The following is a 14545-nucleotide window of genomic DNA, read 5'->3' as shown; positions in this document are numbered from 1 at the left end:
CGAAGGAGACATCGTCATGTGCAAGCTCACCGTCAGAATGTCCGGCGCCGGTCAATGGCTCCGTGGCCGGATCGACCAGGGCCTGGCCCGAGGCGAGGACCGGGGCGACATCTCGATCACGACCGTCATCATCTGGGTGGCCGCAGTTGGTGGTGCTCTGCTCATCGCGGGCACCATCGCCGTGGTGGTCTCCCGGTACAACGGCATGCTCACCGGTATCTGATCAAGCGTGAACAGGACAGCGGCAGTGATACGGCGCTGGGCAGAGGCGGCTGCATCCAGGGCGCGGGGCGACCGGGGCGAGTCGTCCGTACAGATGGCGATCGTGTTCCCGTTCGTCATCCTGCTCACGATCACCGCGGTGCAGGTGGGGATGCAGTACTACGCGCGCAACATCGCGCTGACCGCGGCCCGGGAAGGCGTGAGCGCCGGCCGGATCCACCAAGCCACCCCCGGTGACGGTGCGGCCCGAGCCCGGGAGACGCTGGGCCGGATCGCCGGTGACAGCCTGCGCGGCGCCGGGGTCAGCACCGCCGGGAGCGGCGGGGAGACGATGAAGGTCACCGTGACCGGCCGGGCCGTGTCCCTGGTTCCGGGCCTCCCCGGTCTGCTGATCTCGCAGTCGGCGACCGGGGCCCGAGAGCGCTGGACCACACCATGAGCGCCCTGGGTGGGTTGCGGTCCTGGTTCCGGCAGTGCGCGGGCAGGTTGCGTGGTGATCGTGGCAGTGAGGCGATCCAGGCGGCGATCGTCACGCCGCTGCTGATCGCGTTCGTGTGTATGGCGGTTGCTGCGGGGCGTCTGGTGATGTCGGGGGCCAAGATCGACGCCGCTGCGGAGGACGCCGCCCGTGCGGCGTCCATCGAGCGGACCCACGGTGACGCGACGTCCGCCGCGTCCTCGGCTGCCGCGCGGTCTCTGGATGACCAGGGGATCAAGTGCGCGTCGAAGAGCGTGTCTGTGGACGCTTCGGGGCTGAACATGCCGATCGGACAGGTCGGCTACACCACGGTCACCGTGGAATGCACCGTGGCGCTCTCCGATCTCCTGCTGCCCGGCGCCCCGGGCTCGAAGACGCTCAGCAGCAGTTTCTCCTCCGTGGTCGACGCCTACCGCTCCAGGGAGGGCTGACGTGCAGGTTCAATTCTCTGGCAGTTGCTGCCGGTGGAGCCGTCTCGTGTCAGGCAGGATGCGGCGCGATGACGGTGGGGTGGTCGTGTTCGTCGCGGTGTGTGTGGTGGCGCTGCTCGGCATCATCGGCCTGGTCCTCGACGGCGGCGGGAAGCTCCGGGCTACCGAGCGCGCCGATGCGGTCGCGTTCGAGGCTGCCCGGGCCGGCGGCCAGGCCATCGACCCCGGCGCGGCAGTTTCCGGTGAGGCGATCCGTGTCGACCCGCAGGCCGCCGCCACTGCCGCCTACGCCTATCTCGGCCGGGTCGGCGTCAGCGGCAAGGTGTCCTTCGCCGAGAACAACTCGAAGGTCGTCGTCACCGTCACGGATTCCTACCCCACCAAGTTCCTGCCCGTGGTCGGGATCGGCTCCATGGCCGTATCCGGGCACGGTTCGGCGACCCTGCTCCACAAGGCTGACTGACACAAGATCGACCTACTGATGAAGAGGCGCTGTTCCATGCCAGAGTCCCCCGCCGGTCTGTCCCGCCGCCCGGCCAGGCCGGCCCGCCGTAGAGGGGCCGGCCTGTGGGCCGTACTGCGTGCCCTGATCAGCCTCGTCGTGCTGGCCGCGCTGCTGGCCGGGCTGCCCATGCTGTTGTGGTGGGCCACCGGTGTGGTCGCCCCGGCCGGGATCGACGCGCTCGGCAACCTGTTGGGCACGCAGGACTCCGGGCAGGTGTTCCTCCTCGTTCTCGCAGCGGCGGGGTGGGCCGGCTGGGGCATGTTCGCTCTGTCCGTGCTGGTGGAGATCCCCGCGCAGCTGCGCGGGCGCACCGCACCGCAGTTGCGGCTCCTGGTCGGGCAGCGGGCGGCCGCCACGTTGGTCGGGGCCGTGCTCCTGGCCCTGCCCACCGGGACCGCGCTCGCTGCTTCTGCCAGCCCCGCAGCCGCCGCCCCCGCGGTCACATCAACAGTCGCCCCTGCCAGCACCAGCACGAAGCAGGACACAGCCAAGCAGGTCGAGTCGGACGCGAGCCGGCAGGCCGCGCACACCGTGGCCGACACCAAGCCGGCCGAGAGCCTGTGGTCGATCGCCCAGGACCGGCTCGGCGACGGAAACCGGTGGGAGGAGATCGCCGCACTCAACGACGGCCGCACCATGTCCGACGGCCAGACCTTCCGGGCTGACCTGCCGATCCACCCCGGCTGGATCCTTCACCTCCCTGAGGATGCCCGCCCCACGACAGCGATCGCCGGGCCCGACGTGGGAGACGGCGCAGAGCGCGGACTGCGTGCGCAGGGCGGCGGCAAGCAGGCCGCCACGGGAGAGGAGTACGTGGTGGAGCCGGGTGACAGCTTGTCGAAGATCGCAAAGGACGAGCTCGGCGACGAGTCGAAGTACCCCGAGATCTTCGAACTGAACAAGGGCGAAGCCCAACCCGGCGGGGGCCGCTTCACCGACCCGGACCACATCTTCCCCGGCCAGAACCTGACGCTCCCCGCCACCGCGACTGCGCCGGACGACTCGGACCCTGGCCCAGGACAGCAAGGCCCGAACGCGCCCGCCCCACAGACCCCGGACGACGCGGGGCAGCCAGACAACGCGCAGCCGGACGAGGCGGAGCAGCACAACGACGACAAGGAACAGAGCGACGTGGAGGAGGGGCAACCGGCGCCCGCTCCCCCGAGCGCTCCGGCCCCGGAGCCCAGCACCGTGCCCGGCCCGGCCGCTTCTGCTTCCCCGCCGGGCGCTGAGCCGTCGCAGGCCGAGCCCTCAGCAGTAGCCTCGCCGGAGACGGACGACGGCGACGGCGGTGTCGTGCAGCAGGTGGCGCTGGTCGCGGGGATCGGTGCGCTGCTGGCTGCTTCGCTCGCCGGGGCGCTCGGTGTGAAGCGGATCCTGCAGCAGCGGCGCCGCAGGGCGGGCGAGACGATCGCGATCGACGCCGACCCGTCACTGCTGGAACAGCTCCTGAACACCAGTGGTGAGCCTGCCAGCGCCGCGCTCCTGGACACCGCGCTGCGGACCCTGGCCGGCCAGGCCGGTAAGGGGGTCGAGTTGCCGGTCGTCCGTGGGGCGCGGATCACGGGGCAGAGTGTGCAGCTGCTGGTCGAGGACAAGTCCGGGACCCCCATGTCCCCGTTCACCGGCTGCGACGAGCCGGGCGTATGGGGGCTGGATCCTGCGGCGACGCTGCTGGACGAGGCAGCCACCGCAGACGTGCCCGCCCCCTATCCCGGCCTAGTCACATTGGGGGCCACAGAGGACGGTGACCTCCTGCTGGCCGACCTGATGCACCGTGTGCTGCTGCTGGATGGGCAACCCGGCGACGTCCTTGCCGTCACGCGGGCCCTGGCTCTGGAGGCCGGGACGTGCGGCTGGAGCGATCACACCGACATCATCACCGTCGGACTCGGCAGCCGCCTGGCCTCACTGCTGCCCAAAGGCCGTGTACAGACCATGCCGAAGCTGCAGTCGGTCGTCGCCGACCTCGGCAGCCTCCTCCTCGAAGTCCACCAGCAGGACGAAACAGCACCCGCCCCGCTGCCCTGGATCCTGATCTGTGCCGGAGACATCGACGGGGACCAGGTCTGGCAGCTCGCCGACGCTCTGTCCGCGGCACGGAAGCTGCCGATCGCGGTCGTCCTGCCCGCCAACGACGCCACCCGGCAGGCCTTCCCCGACGCCGACACCATCCCCGCCGCGCCGGACACGCCTGTCGAGCTCCCCGAGCTGGGCGGCCGGCCCGTCCAGCTGCAGCGGCTGACCGACGAGCAGTACCGCAGCTTCATCCACGCCCTCGAAGTCACCGAGGAACCCGCCCAGCCCGCCACCGGCGCCTGGAAGCTCTCCGAAGACCACGCCCACATCGCCACCACCCCCCTCACCGGCGCCCACACCGTCTACCTGGGCGACGGCGCAGCCGACCCCGGCAACCCGTTCCCCGCGCTGCTCGCCTCCGCCACCCCGAACGAGTCGGGCGATGCAGCTGCGGAGACCGAGGGATCCATGCCGACAAGCTCACCCGGCAGCCCCGCGGTGCCCGCACCAGCCGGCCCGTCGGCAGTACCGCCCTTCGACGGCACGGAGGACGAGGACCCGGAGACACCTGAGATCCGGATCCTCGGGCCGCTCCAGGTCAGCAGCATCAGCGGCTCCGGGCATGCCACGAAGGTCGGGGCGCTCGCCGCTCTGATCTACCTGCGGCCCGGACGCAGTGCCGACGCCCTGTGCACGGCGATGGACCCCGTCAACCCCTGGTCGACCCGCACGCTGCAGTCCCGTCTCTCCGAGATCAGGTCCCGTTTCGGGGCCGCCGCCGACGGGCAGTCGTACCTCCCCCGTCCGAAGAACGGATACTCGTTCCGTCCCGGGATCCGCTCCGACTGGGCCCGCTTCCAGGAACTCGCCACCCGGGGCCTGGCCTCCGGCCCCGACGCCGGTGTCGCGGACCTGGAGAACGCGCTGGGCATGGTCCGCGGCAAGCCGTTCGAGGGCCAGGACTACCCGTGGGCCGACTCCATCCAGCAGGAAGTCATCTCCCGCGTGGTCGACGTCGCACACACCCTGGCTGCCTGGCTCACCGACGGAGACACTCCCGACATGGATGCCGCCCGGCACGCGGTCCTGCGCGGTCTGGACATCGATGAGACCTCCGAAGTCCTCTACCGGGACTGGATGCACATCGAGTGGGCCACCGGAAACACCACCGGGGTCCGCAAGGCCATCAGCCGGCTCCAGCAGATCACCCGGATCTACGACATCTCCCTCGAACCCCTCACCGAACAGACCATGTCCCTGGTCCTGTCCGACTCGCACCAGCAGGTGCCAGCCCGCTGACCAGTTGTTCAAGCCCCACCGGCTGTCGGCGTGGACGTGGAGGCGGGGGTGGAACAGGCTGTGGTGGCGATCGTGAGCAGGAGGGTGAGCATCACGGTTGCCGCCGTGTGCGCGGAACGGAGGGAACGGCGTGGCAACGGCCGTGGTTCTGTGATCATGTGTTTCCGTCCCGGAGAGGGTGGGTCAGCGGCCGGTCGTGCCGTCGATGAGTTCGCGGAGGATGTCGGCGTGGCCCGCGTGCCGGCCGGTCTCCTCGATCAGGTGGGTGAGTGCCCAGCGGATGCTGGGAGCGGGGCGGTCCGGCCGGGGTCGGGGGACCGGTGCGCCGAGATCGGCGCACCCGTCGAGAACGTCGTTCGCGCGCTTGACCGCGTCTCGGTAGCGGGCGACGACATCGGCCACGCTGTCCGCCGGCGCGGCGCGGAACGTCGCCTGCCAGTCGGTGACGTCGTCCCCGAGGAACATCGACCGCTCGACGTACGTCAGGTGGTTGAGCAGGCCGAGCAGGTTCGTGCCCGACGGCACCGCGGCTGTTCGCACCTGCGGCTCGGGTGCGCCGTCGACCTTCGTGGCGATCGAGGTCCGGAGGTAGTCGAGAAAGCCGCGCAGGACCTCGATCTCACTGCTTCCGGTCCGGGGCGGCGGGGTGTCGCCACGGCCATTGCGGCGTGTGGTGCGGCGTGGGGTGCTGGGCAACAGTGGTCGCCTTCCTTCATTGGGGGCCTGCCCCCGTGTCAGGCAGTGCGGCGGATGAGGAGGACGTGGTCGGTGACCTCGGCGGTGTGCCCGCCTGGTCCGGTCGCGATCCGGCGGGGGGCGTCGGCCCGCTCGACCGTCCATGTCTCCGGGGCCAGATCGATACCGGCGGCGACCTCCCGTGGGCTCGGGTACCGCGTGTCGGCGTCCTGATTCCACGACCACGGCGCGGCCGAGCCGTGGTCGACTACCAGCAGCCGCCCGCCCGGGCGCAGTACGTGCGCGGCCGAGCGCAGGACGGTTACCCGGTCCAGGTCCCCGGGGGTGTGCAGGTAGTGGGCGAGGATCAGGTCGAACCCGCCGGGCGGGAAAGACCTGTGCAGGTCGTGTTGCACGGTGGTGACGCGGTCGCCCAGGCCGTGTGAGCGGGCAAGGGCGGCGAGCCGCTCGACCGCCACGGCCGAGATGTCGGCGGCGGTGACCTGCCACCCCTGGCCGGCGAGCCACAGCGCGTCGCCGCCGTCGCCGCATCCGAGGTCCAACACGTCACCGGGCGGCAGGCCCGTCACCGTCTCGGTGAGGCGAGCGTTCGGCTGCGGGTTGCCGGCTGCCGGTCGGGCCGCGTAGATGCCGTCCCAGAAGGCGACCGCATCGGTGGTGCTCATATCGGTGGTGCTCATCAGGACTCCTTGTGTCAGAAGGTGCTCAGTCTTGCCGGGCGCACCACAAACTGGCACACAATCTTGCGGTAATAGCAAGATGACCCCATGGAACCCAAGACGGATGAAGACGTGCTCGACGCGGTGGGGCCGCGGCTGCGTGCGTTGCGTCGTGACCGCGGCATCACCCTCGCCGACCTCGCGGCGACGACCGGCGTGTCGGAGAGCACCCTGTCCCGGCTGGAGAGCGGGCAGCGCCGGGCGAGCCTGGAACTGCTGCTGCCGCTGGCCCGTACCTATGACGTTCCGTTGGACGATCTCGTCGGTGCCCCGCGCACTGGCGACCCCCGGATCCACCTCAAGCCGCTCAGGCGGTTCGGGATGACGTTCGTGCCCCTGTCCCGGCGACCGGGCGGTGTGCACGCGTTCAAGATGATCATCCCCGCCCAGCCGGAACCACTCGAACCGACCCCGCAGACCCACGAAGGCTTTGAATGGCTCTACGTGCTCAGCGGACGCCTGCGGCTCGTGACCGGCGAGCGTGACCTGACACTGCCGCCCGGTGAGGCGGCCGAGTTCGACACGTCCTTGCCGCACTGGCTGGGCAGCGCCGACGGCGGCGTGGTTGAGCTTCTCATCCTGTTCGGCCTGCAGGGAGTGCGTGCGCATGTACGCACCGACCCTCATCGGTCGTCGCAGGCCGGGAGCCGACGGTGAACTCAGCGAGGGATTCTGTATGCCCGTCAGCAGCGAGCCTCACCGCGCAAACGCCGCAGTCGACAATGTCGCACCCGCAAAGATCGACCAGGTCGAACGCCAGTGGACACGAACCGCGTCAGCGACCCTCGGCCAGTGACCAGGCCCGCGCCCCGGGCCTTTCGCCCGGCCCTACACCCGCTGCGGCCGTCCTGATTCACCCTCTGAGCTGGGCCGCAGTTGCTTAGCGTTGTTTTTCCGTGAGAACTACCAAGGCCCCGACGCCAAACGGCAGCTCACAGCCATGATCGTTCTCACCGATACTGGCTGTACCGCTGGTCCCCATGGTCGGATCACGTCACGGTAGTAACGCGGCATCCTCCAGCGGAACAACTGTTTCCGGTCACAGCCCTGTTGATTGGCTGGTTCCGGTGCCATGCTGATCACGCGAGCACCCGGACCACCCCCGAGACCGGGATCCCGCAACGGCCCCGCCTTCCTGCTGCGGCACAGGCGGGGCCTGCCGCCCCTCCCGGCCTCCCCACGGGAGGGTCGCCGCACGCCCACACCCTGTCAGATTCCAGCAGCCCGCATCTCGGCGAACGAGCCGACCTTCGCCGACCATGCCCGCTGATCCGGTACAGCGTGCCAGCCCATCAGCGAGTCGGCAGTGACGGTCTCAGGCCGGACCATATAGCCGAGCAGGACCAGTTCACATCCCGCCGCGTGCGCGGCTTCGGCCGGGAAGGTCGGCCAGTCGGGCCAGTGCGAGAGGTCCTTCTCGACGACAGGGTCGAAGCTGCCATCCGCTATCACCTGCAGTAGATATCCGCTGTTCGCGGCCTTACAGATGGCGGTAAGAGCCTGCTTGTCATTTTCAGCTGTCATGGCAGGACGGTACGACAAGCACGTGCTCACCCCAGTCAGCGGATCCGGACCACGGTCAGGGTGCCGTGGCGGCCGGTTCCGGCGAGGACTTCCACCACCAGGTCGGTCTCAAGTCCCGTGTAGGGCTCTCCGTGTGTGCGCCGCTGCCCGGTGGCAGGTGCGTCGAGCAGGGCGGTGCCGATTCGAGCGGCGAGAACGGGATCGAGGCGTACGGACATGCGGGGCCGGGCTGCTCCGGCGAGGACGAGGACGAGGTTCCGCGGCCGCCGTCGCGCGCCGGTGAACCCGACGACCCGGGCCTCGGCCGTGTCCGCGTGTCTGACCTTCACCCAGGCCCTACGGCCCGAGGGGTATCCAGCTGTGCCGCGCTTGGCCACAACACCTTCGATCCCCATCGGCTGCAGCGACTCGTACCAGTCCTCGGCCACGGTGCGGTCGTCCGTCGCCGGAACGGGCTGGATCGGGGACCCGATGCCGTCGAGCAGATTCAGGAGGAGCTCCCGGCGCCGGGTGTACGGAAGGGCGCGGGTATCCCCGATCGCCGGGTCCGGGTGGTGCAGTACATCCCAGCAGGCGTACGCGGCGGGATGCTGGCCGGCCAGGAATCGGGCCCTTGCCACCGACGACGCGGCCCTGGACTGCACCGCCCCGAAGTCCAGGTGCCCATCGCGCCATACGACGGCTTCGCCGTCCAGAACGGTGGCCGGCCTGAGCTCCATGCCGGCCACGGCCAGGTCCATCCAGTTCGAGGTGACAACCCGCCCGGACCGGGCGTACAGGATCACCGATTCTTCGGTGCGCCGCATGATCATCCTGTGGCCGTCGAACTTGGGTTCGTACCAGTAATCCGGTCCGTGCGGGAGTGTTGATACGGCCCGGGCCAGCGCGACGTTAACGGGGAACTCCACACCTGCGACCCTGCGCCGTTCCGGCCTCGTGAGCACCCTCGGGCAGTCCGGACGGCGGATCCTGTCCGCTGCTACCTCCAGGTGGCATGAGTCCTGCGTAACGCTTGAAGCTCTGGCCCTGGACGGCCTCTTCGAGTCGGGCAGGATGAGCTTCATGGATCAGGGGATAGCTGCCGTCGAAACGGCTGGAGTAGCGGTGGCGGGAAGCTTCATCGGAGTGTGGGTCGGACGGAACGTCGCGTGGTGCGACGGAAGTCGGGAGGCGGATGTGGATACCCGGTCCGCCTGCCCGCTCGCCGACGCCGGCTTCGATCACCGCTCCCGGCTTGCCCGTACAGCCATCGCCACCCGAAGGAGCGACTGATCACATGCCGCTGAACGTGCCCGTCACCCTCACCACGGCGCCGATAGACCGCCGGTACACGGTGCACACCAACCGCCTGCGCTGGAGTGCCGAGCAGCTCGCCACCGAGCCGGACGGCCGCACCGCGCTGGAGACCGCAGTGCGCGAGGGCGTCCGCGAGGCGGCGTCCACCTGCGCCTACGCCCAGCTCACCGATCCGGACATCGACACCGCCGAGCACCCGGACGGGTCGGTGACGATGACCGCCCGCGTGATGTGCGACGAGGCCGACTGCCACGCCGCCGCCCAGCGGCATTTCTTCGACGCCGCCGAGTCGATCGAGGCCCAGGCCGCCGCCGAATGGCTCGCGCAGAAGGAACTGGACTCCGCCCCCGGGGAACTCGCGGTCTATCAGGAGCACACCCGTACCGGCTACTACGACAAGCGGCAGCAGCGCCGCGCCCCCATCGGCTTCATGCTGGGCGGGGTGGTCTGCGTGGGCGCCGGCGCGGCCATGGGCCAGTACGACTACCACCGTCCCGAGTTCGCCTCCAGCACCAGCTTCACGGCGTGGGTCGGCGAGAACGCCGAAGCCCTCTGCAACCACCTGGCGTTCCCCGCGATCGTCGCCGGAATCCTTCTTTACATCTACGGCTTCGCCCGTCTCGCCGTCCCCAACAACACCAACTAGACCGAGAGGACCCTCCACACAGCTATGCTCCCGCTTGGCCTTGCCCCGTACCGCCGCTGGGTGTGCGCAGGGAGAGCTCCGGTTGCCCCGGTGCCGTAGGGGTGGGACGGCCTTGGGTGCGCCCAGGTCGGTCATGGGGGTGTTGTGGGCGATGACGAAAGGGCCGTGGGTTCGAGTTTCCCGAAGGGGACTCAAAGCCGAACCGACGGGTGGCACAGCCATAACCGTACCGGGGCGGGCCTCAGGGCTGATGCGTTCTCAGGTTGTGAGATGAAGTAGCTCGCACGCGTGGGCGGGGCGTGACCGGTAGTGGTCGGTGGCTGCAGCGAGGTTCGCCCATCCGGCTTGGCGCATGAGGCCGATGGCGATGTTGCGCAGATCGAGCGGCTCCAGAAGCGGGGCGAACGCGGGGATCTCGTTGCTCTTAGCCTCGGCCTGTCGCTGGGCGATGACCGTCTGGCTGTCGTGCAGGGCGGCGGCGAGCAGGTGTACGGCCGCGCCGTTGGTGCGGCTTCCGCGCACGGTCTTGCCGTCCACGGCCAGCCCGGTCGCGTTCGTCGTTTCCAGTCCGGCGGATCACCCGCGAATGACCACACCTGGGCGAACCACTCATCTCGTCTCCAGAGAACGCATCGGCCTGGACCGCTACGCGCCCGGCGCCCGGTACTGGACTCGTTCGGCTTCGCGCAGGGCATCCATGGTTTCATCGACGGTCAGGAGAACTGTCGTCTCGAACGAGCTAAGCGCGCCGCCTCCACTAATCGCCAGCGCAACCGCGGCCATGGACACGTTGTCGGGGGCCTCCCACAGGTTGTAGCCGTCGTGCGTGCCGAAGGCGTACCAGAAGCCGTGGAGCTTCCCGCCGACGGACTCGATGTACGCCTGAGCGGCCTTTGCGCGGTCCTCGGGGTGGACGATCAGCCTCGCCCAAGTCTCCGGTGTGTAGCTGAACCTCGATAGATAGAGCGGCATCATGTCTCCCTTTCGTTGCACCAAGGGATACCCCGGCGGGGCGGGAAACGCGCCGGATGCGGCCCGCGTATCCCCCGAACGGCTGGGGACGATGACCGGCACGGCCACAGCCAACGGGTGAGCGACCTACCCGGGCGCTCTGGCCCTGCTTCGCACACGGTGGCTGATACGTCCGCGTACGGTTCGGTCCGCGTGACCACTACCGGTCACACCCTGCCCACGCGTGCCAGCTACTTCATCTCACAACCTGAGAACGCATCAGCCCTGGGGCGGGCCTGGGTCCCCCAGGGCCCGCCGAACCGGCGGTGTCAGAAGCTGTAGAAGGACCGCCCTTCTGACGGCTGACTATTTCTGATCGGTGTTCGGGAGCCGGCCGAGGAATTGAAGCTGCCGATAGCGCGCCACTTGATGGGCGTTCGGTCCCTCGAAGACAAGCGTTTTCGAAGTGAAGGGGTGGAAGCCGCCCGGCAACATGGACATGAGTCGGCCGTCGTCGAGGAGGTCGACGAATGAGATCCCCGGCAGCGCCTGCGGGGAGAGCTTCCGGATGGCCCAGGGGTTGAGGAACAGACTCAGCCCTTCCGTGAAAGTCTCCTGCTGGTCTGGGGGGCGGTCGCCCGCGACATAGCTGAAGAGCTGAGGTGTGGAAGCGTTCGGATCCGGATCGTAGGCAGTCCCTACGCGGCAGAATGCTACGTCGTCCGATCCGTACCCAATTTCCATGCCGATCCGGTTGAACATGGCTACGGTGTGCGCGTTGCTGAACAGGACACCGGCCAAGTTCGCTGCCTCAGGAAGCCTGAACAGACCGCTCGGGATGGTCTTGCCTCGCAACTCGTGCGCGCTGATCTCTTCAGCAGCGATTGTGAGCTTGCCTGATTCATCATGACCCAGGACATCCCGCTGCCCATATAGGTACTCACATACCGAGGACATCACGTGCATCTGCGCGTTCTGGTTATGAAAAGCGCCGACAGCAATAACGAATGGCACGTCCCGAATGTGAGACTTCTCCCAGTACGCACAGCCAGCGGCGTCACGGTGCGTCAGTTTGCGTCTCAGTGCCTTACCTAGTTGGAACACGAAAGCTTGATCGGCTTCGGGAATTTCTTCGCGGAGTAGAGGTGCATACTCAATGTCATCCGGCTCTTTTCCCTGGGCCGGGTTGGTTGTGGTGACTTCTATGGCCACCGGATTCTCGCCGCGGATGACGAAGTCCGGTGCCGCCTGGGACCTGTCCGGGCTGAGGCCTTGCTCGCGCAAATACGCGAAAAGAGCCAACTCAAAGACGCGCGCCGAGAACCCCCCAGACTGAAACTCCCTGACAAAGCTTTTGTCCACGTCGTGAAAATCCGTGAAGATCTCGTTCATCAATCGACGAGCGGCCATATGGGCTGTGCCAGCCCGGACTCGCTGGAAGAGATGATGAGTCTGCCTATCTGGAACGACAGGGGCGAAGAGGTCGCGGGTCATTCAGACATGGTGCCCCTGTGTGCCCCCACCTGACGAGCCCTTTGTGAGACGGGACGCCGAGCGACAGCCGGGGCGGGATCATCCTTGGGCGAAGGCGAGGTAGGTGCCGAGGGTGAGGCCGGAGAAGGTGATGAGCTGGCGTGGTTTGAGGCAGGTGAAGGCGGTGTGCATGGCGATGCCGGTGGCGACGGCGTACGGCATCGTCGGCGGGTAGAGCAGGGCGGGCGGCAGCATGATCTCGGCGGTGATGGCGGCGGCCGCCGCCATGCGCCACAGGTGGATGTCGCGGGCGGTGAGGTTGCCCAGGTGGCGTCGGACGGTGCCGGGGACGGCGTACTGGCGGCGGTAGGGCAGCTGTTCGCGGACCTGGGTGTAGACGTGGATCCACTGGGCGAGGTAGAGGCCGGTGCGGAACTGGGGAGAGCGGAGTTTCTGCCAGGCGCTGTTCCAGTAGATGTCGGTGGTGATCAGCACGAGGAGGCACTGGGCCCAGGTGTTGGCGCTGCTGGGGCCGTGCTCGATGTGCAGTCCGTGTCCGAGGTCTCCGGCGAGCAGGAGGCAGGTGCCGGTGAGCAGGGTGTAGCGGACGGCGTTGGGGCTTTTGAGGTACAGGAGTTCCATGGCGGCCCCGGCCAGGACGACGAGCAGCGCGAGCCGTGGGAGGAGGCCGGTGGCCAGGGTGAGGGCGGCGGCTGTGCGGAGGATCAGCGCGGGCCGGTAGGTGCTGGCGAGAAGCCGGGCCCGTGTGGGCCCGAGGCGCAGCTCGGCGAGGTGGAGGCTGAGGGACCCGGGGGCGAGGCGGTGCCAGCCGCCTTGGCCGATGGACAGGGCGAAGCGCAGGGTGAGGACGGTGCCGAAGAGGATGCGGAACTGCTGGAGCCGGCCGGGGTCGGTGGGGTGCTGGAAGCCGGAGGTGAGGGCGTCATAGAACCACACGGCTGTCCCTCACTTCGATCGTGTGCTCGCCGTCGGCGTTCAGGAGGCGGCCGTGGCCGTCGATCGTGTCGTACCGGCCGCTGGTGGTCAGGTAGTTGAGGATCGCCTGGAGCTGGGGCGGGCCGAGGATGAAGGAGCCCGGGGAGAGGTGGTCGTAGACGTTGACGGGCTCGGTGCGGCCGTCCTTGGTTCCGGTGAGCGTGATGAGGGTGAAGGTGGCCCGGCAGAACATCTTCCAGCGCAGCCAGCGGCCGGGCAGCGGGGTGAAGCCGGTGATCATCCACGCTACGAGGGTGAGGGTGGCGGCGGTCTGGGCAGCGGGCAGCACGGACTCGTGCATGGGTGACAGCCTCCGTGATGGGAGGGTGAAGGTGCGGTGGCCGCCCGCGGGAACGGGGCGGCGGGTTCAGCGCTCGGGCTTGGGGGGCCGCTGCATCAGTGCGGCCGCGGCCTGGTCGAGGCTGATCTTCTCGTGCAGCAGATCCGACATCACTTCGGTGATGGGCATTTCGACGTCGTGGGCGCGGGCCAGAGCGAGGATCGCCTCCGCGCTCTTGACTCCCTCGGTGGTCTGCCGGGTGGCGGCCGTTGCCTGCTCGACGCTCATTCCCTGGCCGAGGTGGGTCCCGAAGGTGCGGTTGCGGGAAAGCGGGGAGGAGCAGGTGGCCACCAGGTCGCCGAGGCCGGCCAGGCCGGCCAGCGTCCCGGGGTGGGCGCCCATGGCCGTGGCCAGCCGGGTGGTCTCCGCCAGACCGCGGGTGATGAGCATGGCGGAGGCGTTGTCACCCATGCCCATGCCCGAGGCGATGCCGACCGCGAGGGCGATGACGTTCTTCACCGCGCCGCCAAGCTCGCAACCGGTCACGTCGGTGCTGGTGTAGGGGCGGAAGTACGGGGTGTGGCACGCCTGCTGAACGCGGCGGGCGGCGTCCTCGTCGTGGCACGCGACGGTGGCGGCGGCGGGCTGTCCGGCCATGATCTCGCGTGCGAGGTTCGGGCCCGAGAGGACCGCGATGCGGTTCGTGCTCACGCCGGTCACCTCGGTGATGACCTGGCTCGCCCTCAGTCCGCTGCCGATCTCGATCCCCTTCATCAGCGACACGATCACCGTGTCGGGCCCGATGTGCGGCGCCCACGCGGCGAGGCTGGTGCGCAGCGACTGGGCGGGGATGGACAGGACGAGGTAGTGCGCGCCGTCCAGGGCGGTCGCCGGGTCGGTGGTGGCTGTCAGGGTGGTGGGCAGTTCGATGTCGGGGAAGTAGCCCGGGTTGCGGTGGGTCGTGTTGATGCCGTCGGCGATCTCGGCACGGCGTGCGTGGACGATGACGT

At 68.8% G+C, this 14545-nt stretch carries 17 protein-coding genes; 7 read left to right on the top strand and 10 right to left on the bottom strand.

Translation table 11 applies throughout. The features are described 5' to 3' along the window. Window positions 1-16 precede the first annotated feature (16 nt). Genes AB0F38_RS30405 through AB0F38_RS30385 form a run of 5 tightly spaced genes read left to right on the top strand, consistent with a single transcriptional unit; the run spans window position 17 to window position 4954 of the window. On the top strand, window positions 17-223 hold the full coding sequence (locus tag AB0F38_RS30405; protein ID WP_361900305.1) for a hypothetical protein: 207 nt from the start codon (window positions 17-19) through the stop codon (window positions 221-223). A 6-nt stretch (window positions 224-229) separates the two neighbouring features. Next, window positions 230-661 (top strand): TadE family protein, encoded by a 432-nt coding sequence (locus AB0F38_RS30400; RefSeq protein WP_361900302.1) that lies wholly within the window; start codon window positions 230-232, stop codon window positions 659-661. After that, the gene (locus AB0F38_RS30395) at window positions 658-1131 is read left to right on the top strand and encodes a TadE/TadG family type IV pilus assembly protein (RefSeq protein ID WP_361900300.1); all 474 of its coding nucleotides are present in this window, start codon (window positions 658-660) and stop codon (window positions 1129-1131) included. Before AB0F38_RS30400 ends, AB0F38_RS30395 begins: the two co-directional genes overlap by 4 nt. A 58-nt stretch (window positions 1132-1189) precedes the next feature. Next, complete coding sequence (locus tag AB0F38_RS30390) at window positions 1190-1594, top strand: pilus assembly protein TadG-related protein (protein ID WP_361900378.1); 405 nt, start codon at window positions 1190-1192, stop codon at window positions 1592-1594. A 36-nt stretch (window positions 1595-1630) separates the two neighbouring features. After that, window positions 1631-4954 (top strand): LysM peptidoglycan-binding domain-containing protein, encoded by a 3324-nt coding sequence (locus tag AB0F38_RS30385; protein ID WP_361900297.1) that lies wholly within the window; start codon window positions 1631-1633, stop codon window positions 4952-4954. 183 nt (window positions 4955-5137) lie between these two features. Here the strand turns inward: AB0F38_RS30385 and AB0F38_RS30380 are convergent, their stop codons facing one another. Together AB0F38_RS30380 and AB0F38_RS30375 are read right to left on the bottom strand one after the other, a co-directional pair. Beyond that, window positions 5138-5650, bottom strand: a complete 513-nt coding sequence (locus AB0F38_RS30380) for a DinB family protein (RefSeq protein WP_361900294.1) — start codon at window positions 5648-5650, stop codon at window positions 5138-5140. 38 nt (window positions 5651-5688) lie between these two features. Then, window positions 5689-6315, bottom strand: a complete 627-nt coding sequence (locus AB0F38_RS30375; RefSeq protein ID WP_361900376.1) for a methyltransferase domain-containing protein — start codon at window positions 6313-6315, stop codon at window positions 5689-5691. Between the two features lie 102 nt (window positions 6316-6417). On the opposite strand from AB0F38_RS30375, the gene AB0F38_RS30370 reads away from it, so the two are divergent. Then, window positions 6418-7026 carry an XRE family transcriptional regulator gene (locus AB0F38_RS30370; RefSeq protein ID WP_361900291.1) on the top strand — a complete coding sequence of 203 codons (609 nt, stop codon included), beginning with the start codon at window positions 6418-6420 and terminating at the stop codon, window positions 7024-7026. 552 nt (window positions 7027-7578) lie between these two features. Here AB0F38_RS30370 and AB0F38_RS30365 read toward each other — a convergent pair. Next, window positions 7579-7893, bottom strand: coding sequence for a hypothetical protein (locus tag AB0F38_RS30365; protein ID WP_361900288.1), 315 nt, complete (start codon window positions 7891-7893; stop codon window positions 7579-7581). A 35-nt stretch (window positions 7894-7928) separates the two neighbouring features. Then, window positions 7929-8801 carry a DNA ligase gene (locus AB0F38_RS30360; protein ID WP_361900285.1) on the bottom strand — a complete coding sequence of 291 codons (873 nt, stop codon included), beginning with the start codon at window positions 8799-8801 and terminating at the stop codon, window positions 7929-7931. Between the two features lie 368 nt (window positions 8802-9169). Here AB0F38_RS30360 and AB0F38_RS30355 point away from each other — a divergent pair, with 368 nt between their 5' ends. Further along, window positions 9170-9835 (top strand): hypothetical protein, encoded by a 666-nt coding sequence (locus AB0F38_RS30355; RefSeq protein ID WP_361900282.1) that lies wholly within the window; start codon window positions 9170-9172, stop codon window positions 9833-9835. Between the two features lie 258 nt (window positions 9836-10093). Here AB0F38_RS30355 and AB0F38_RS30350 read toward each other — a convergent pair whose 3' ends face one another. The 6 genes from AB0F38_RS30350 to AB0F38_RS30325 form a co-directional block, all read right to left on the bottom strand. Next, a complete protein-coding gene (locus tag AB0F38_RS30350; protein ID WP_361900279.1) occupies window positions 10094-10372 on the bottom strand; it encodes a hypothetical protein in 279 nt (92 codons plus the stop codon). Window positions 10373-10480: 108 nt separating this feature from the next. Then, window positions 10481-10807: a GYD domain-containing protein gene (locus AB0F38_RS30345; RefSeq protein ID WP_361900373.1), complete on the bottom strand. Its 327-nt coding sequence runs from the start codon at window positions 10805-10807 to the stop codon at window positions 10481-10483. A gap of 345 nt (window positions 10808-11152) precedes the next feature. Continuing rightward, complete coding sequence (locus AB0F38_RS30340) at window positions 11153-12280, bottom strand: hypothetical protein (RefSeq protein WP_361900276.1); 1128 nt, start codon at window positions 12278-12280, stop codon at window positions 11153-11155. Between the two features lie 78 nt (window positions 12281-12358). Then, window positions 12359-13216 carry a hypothetical protein gene (locus tag AB0F38_RS30335; RefSeq protein WP_361900273.1) on the bottom strand — a complete coding sequence of 286 codons (858 nt, stop codon included), beginning with the start codon at window positions 13214-13216 and terminating at the stop codon, window positions 12359-12361. Next, window positions 13203-13556 carry a hypothetical protein gene (locus AB0F38_RS30330; protein WP_361900270.1) on the bottom strand — a complete coding sequence of 118 codons (354 nt, stop codon included), beginning with the start codon at window positions 13554-13556 and terminating at the stop codon, window positions 13203-13205. The genes AB0F38_RS30335 and AB0F38_RS30330 overlap by 14 nt, the downstream gene beginning before the upstream one ends. A 66-nt stretch (window positions 13557-13622) precedes the next feature. Further along, a partial coding sequence (locus AB0F38_RS30325; RefSeq protein ID WP_361900267.1) for an NAD(P)H-dependent glycerol-3-phosphate dehydrogenase occupies window positions 13623-14545 on the bottom strand: 923 nt, incomplete at its 5' end.

The organism is Streptomyces sp. NPDC025273 (assembly GCF_040638585.1).
Taxonomy (GTDB): domain Bacteria; phylum Actinomycetota; class Actinomycetes; order Streptomycetales; family Streptomycetaceae; genus Streptomyces; species Streptomyces cinereorectus.
Note: the sequence above shows the minus strand (reverse complement) of the source record. Positions and strands in the feature narration are given on the sequence as shown.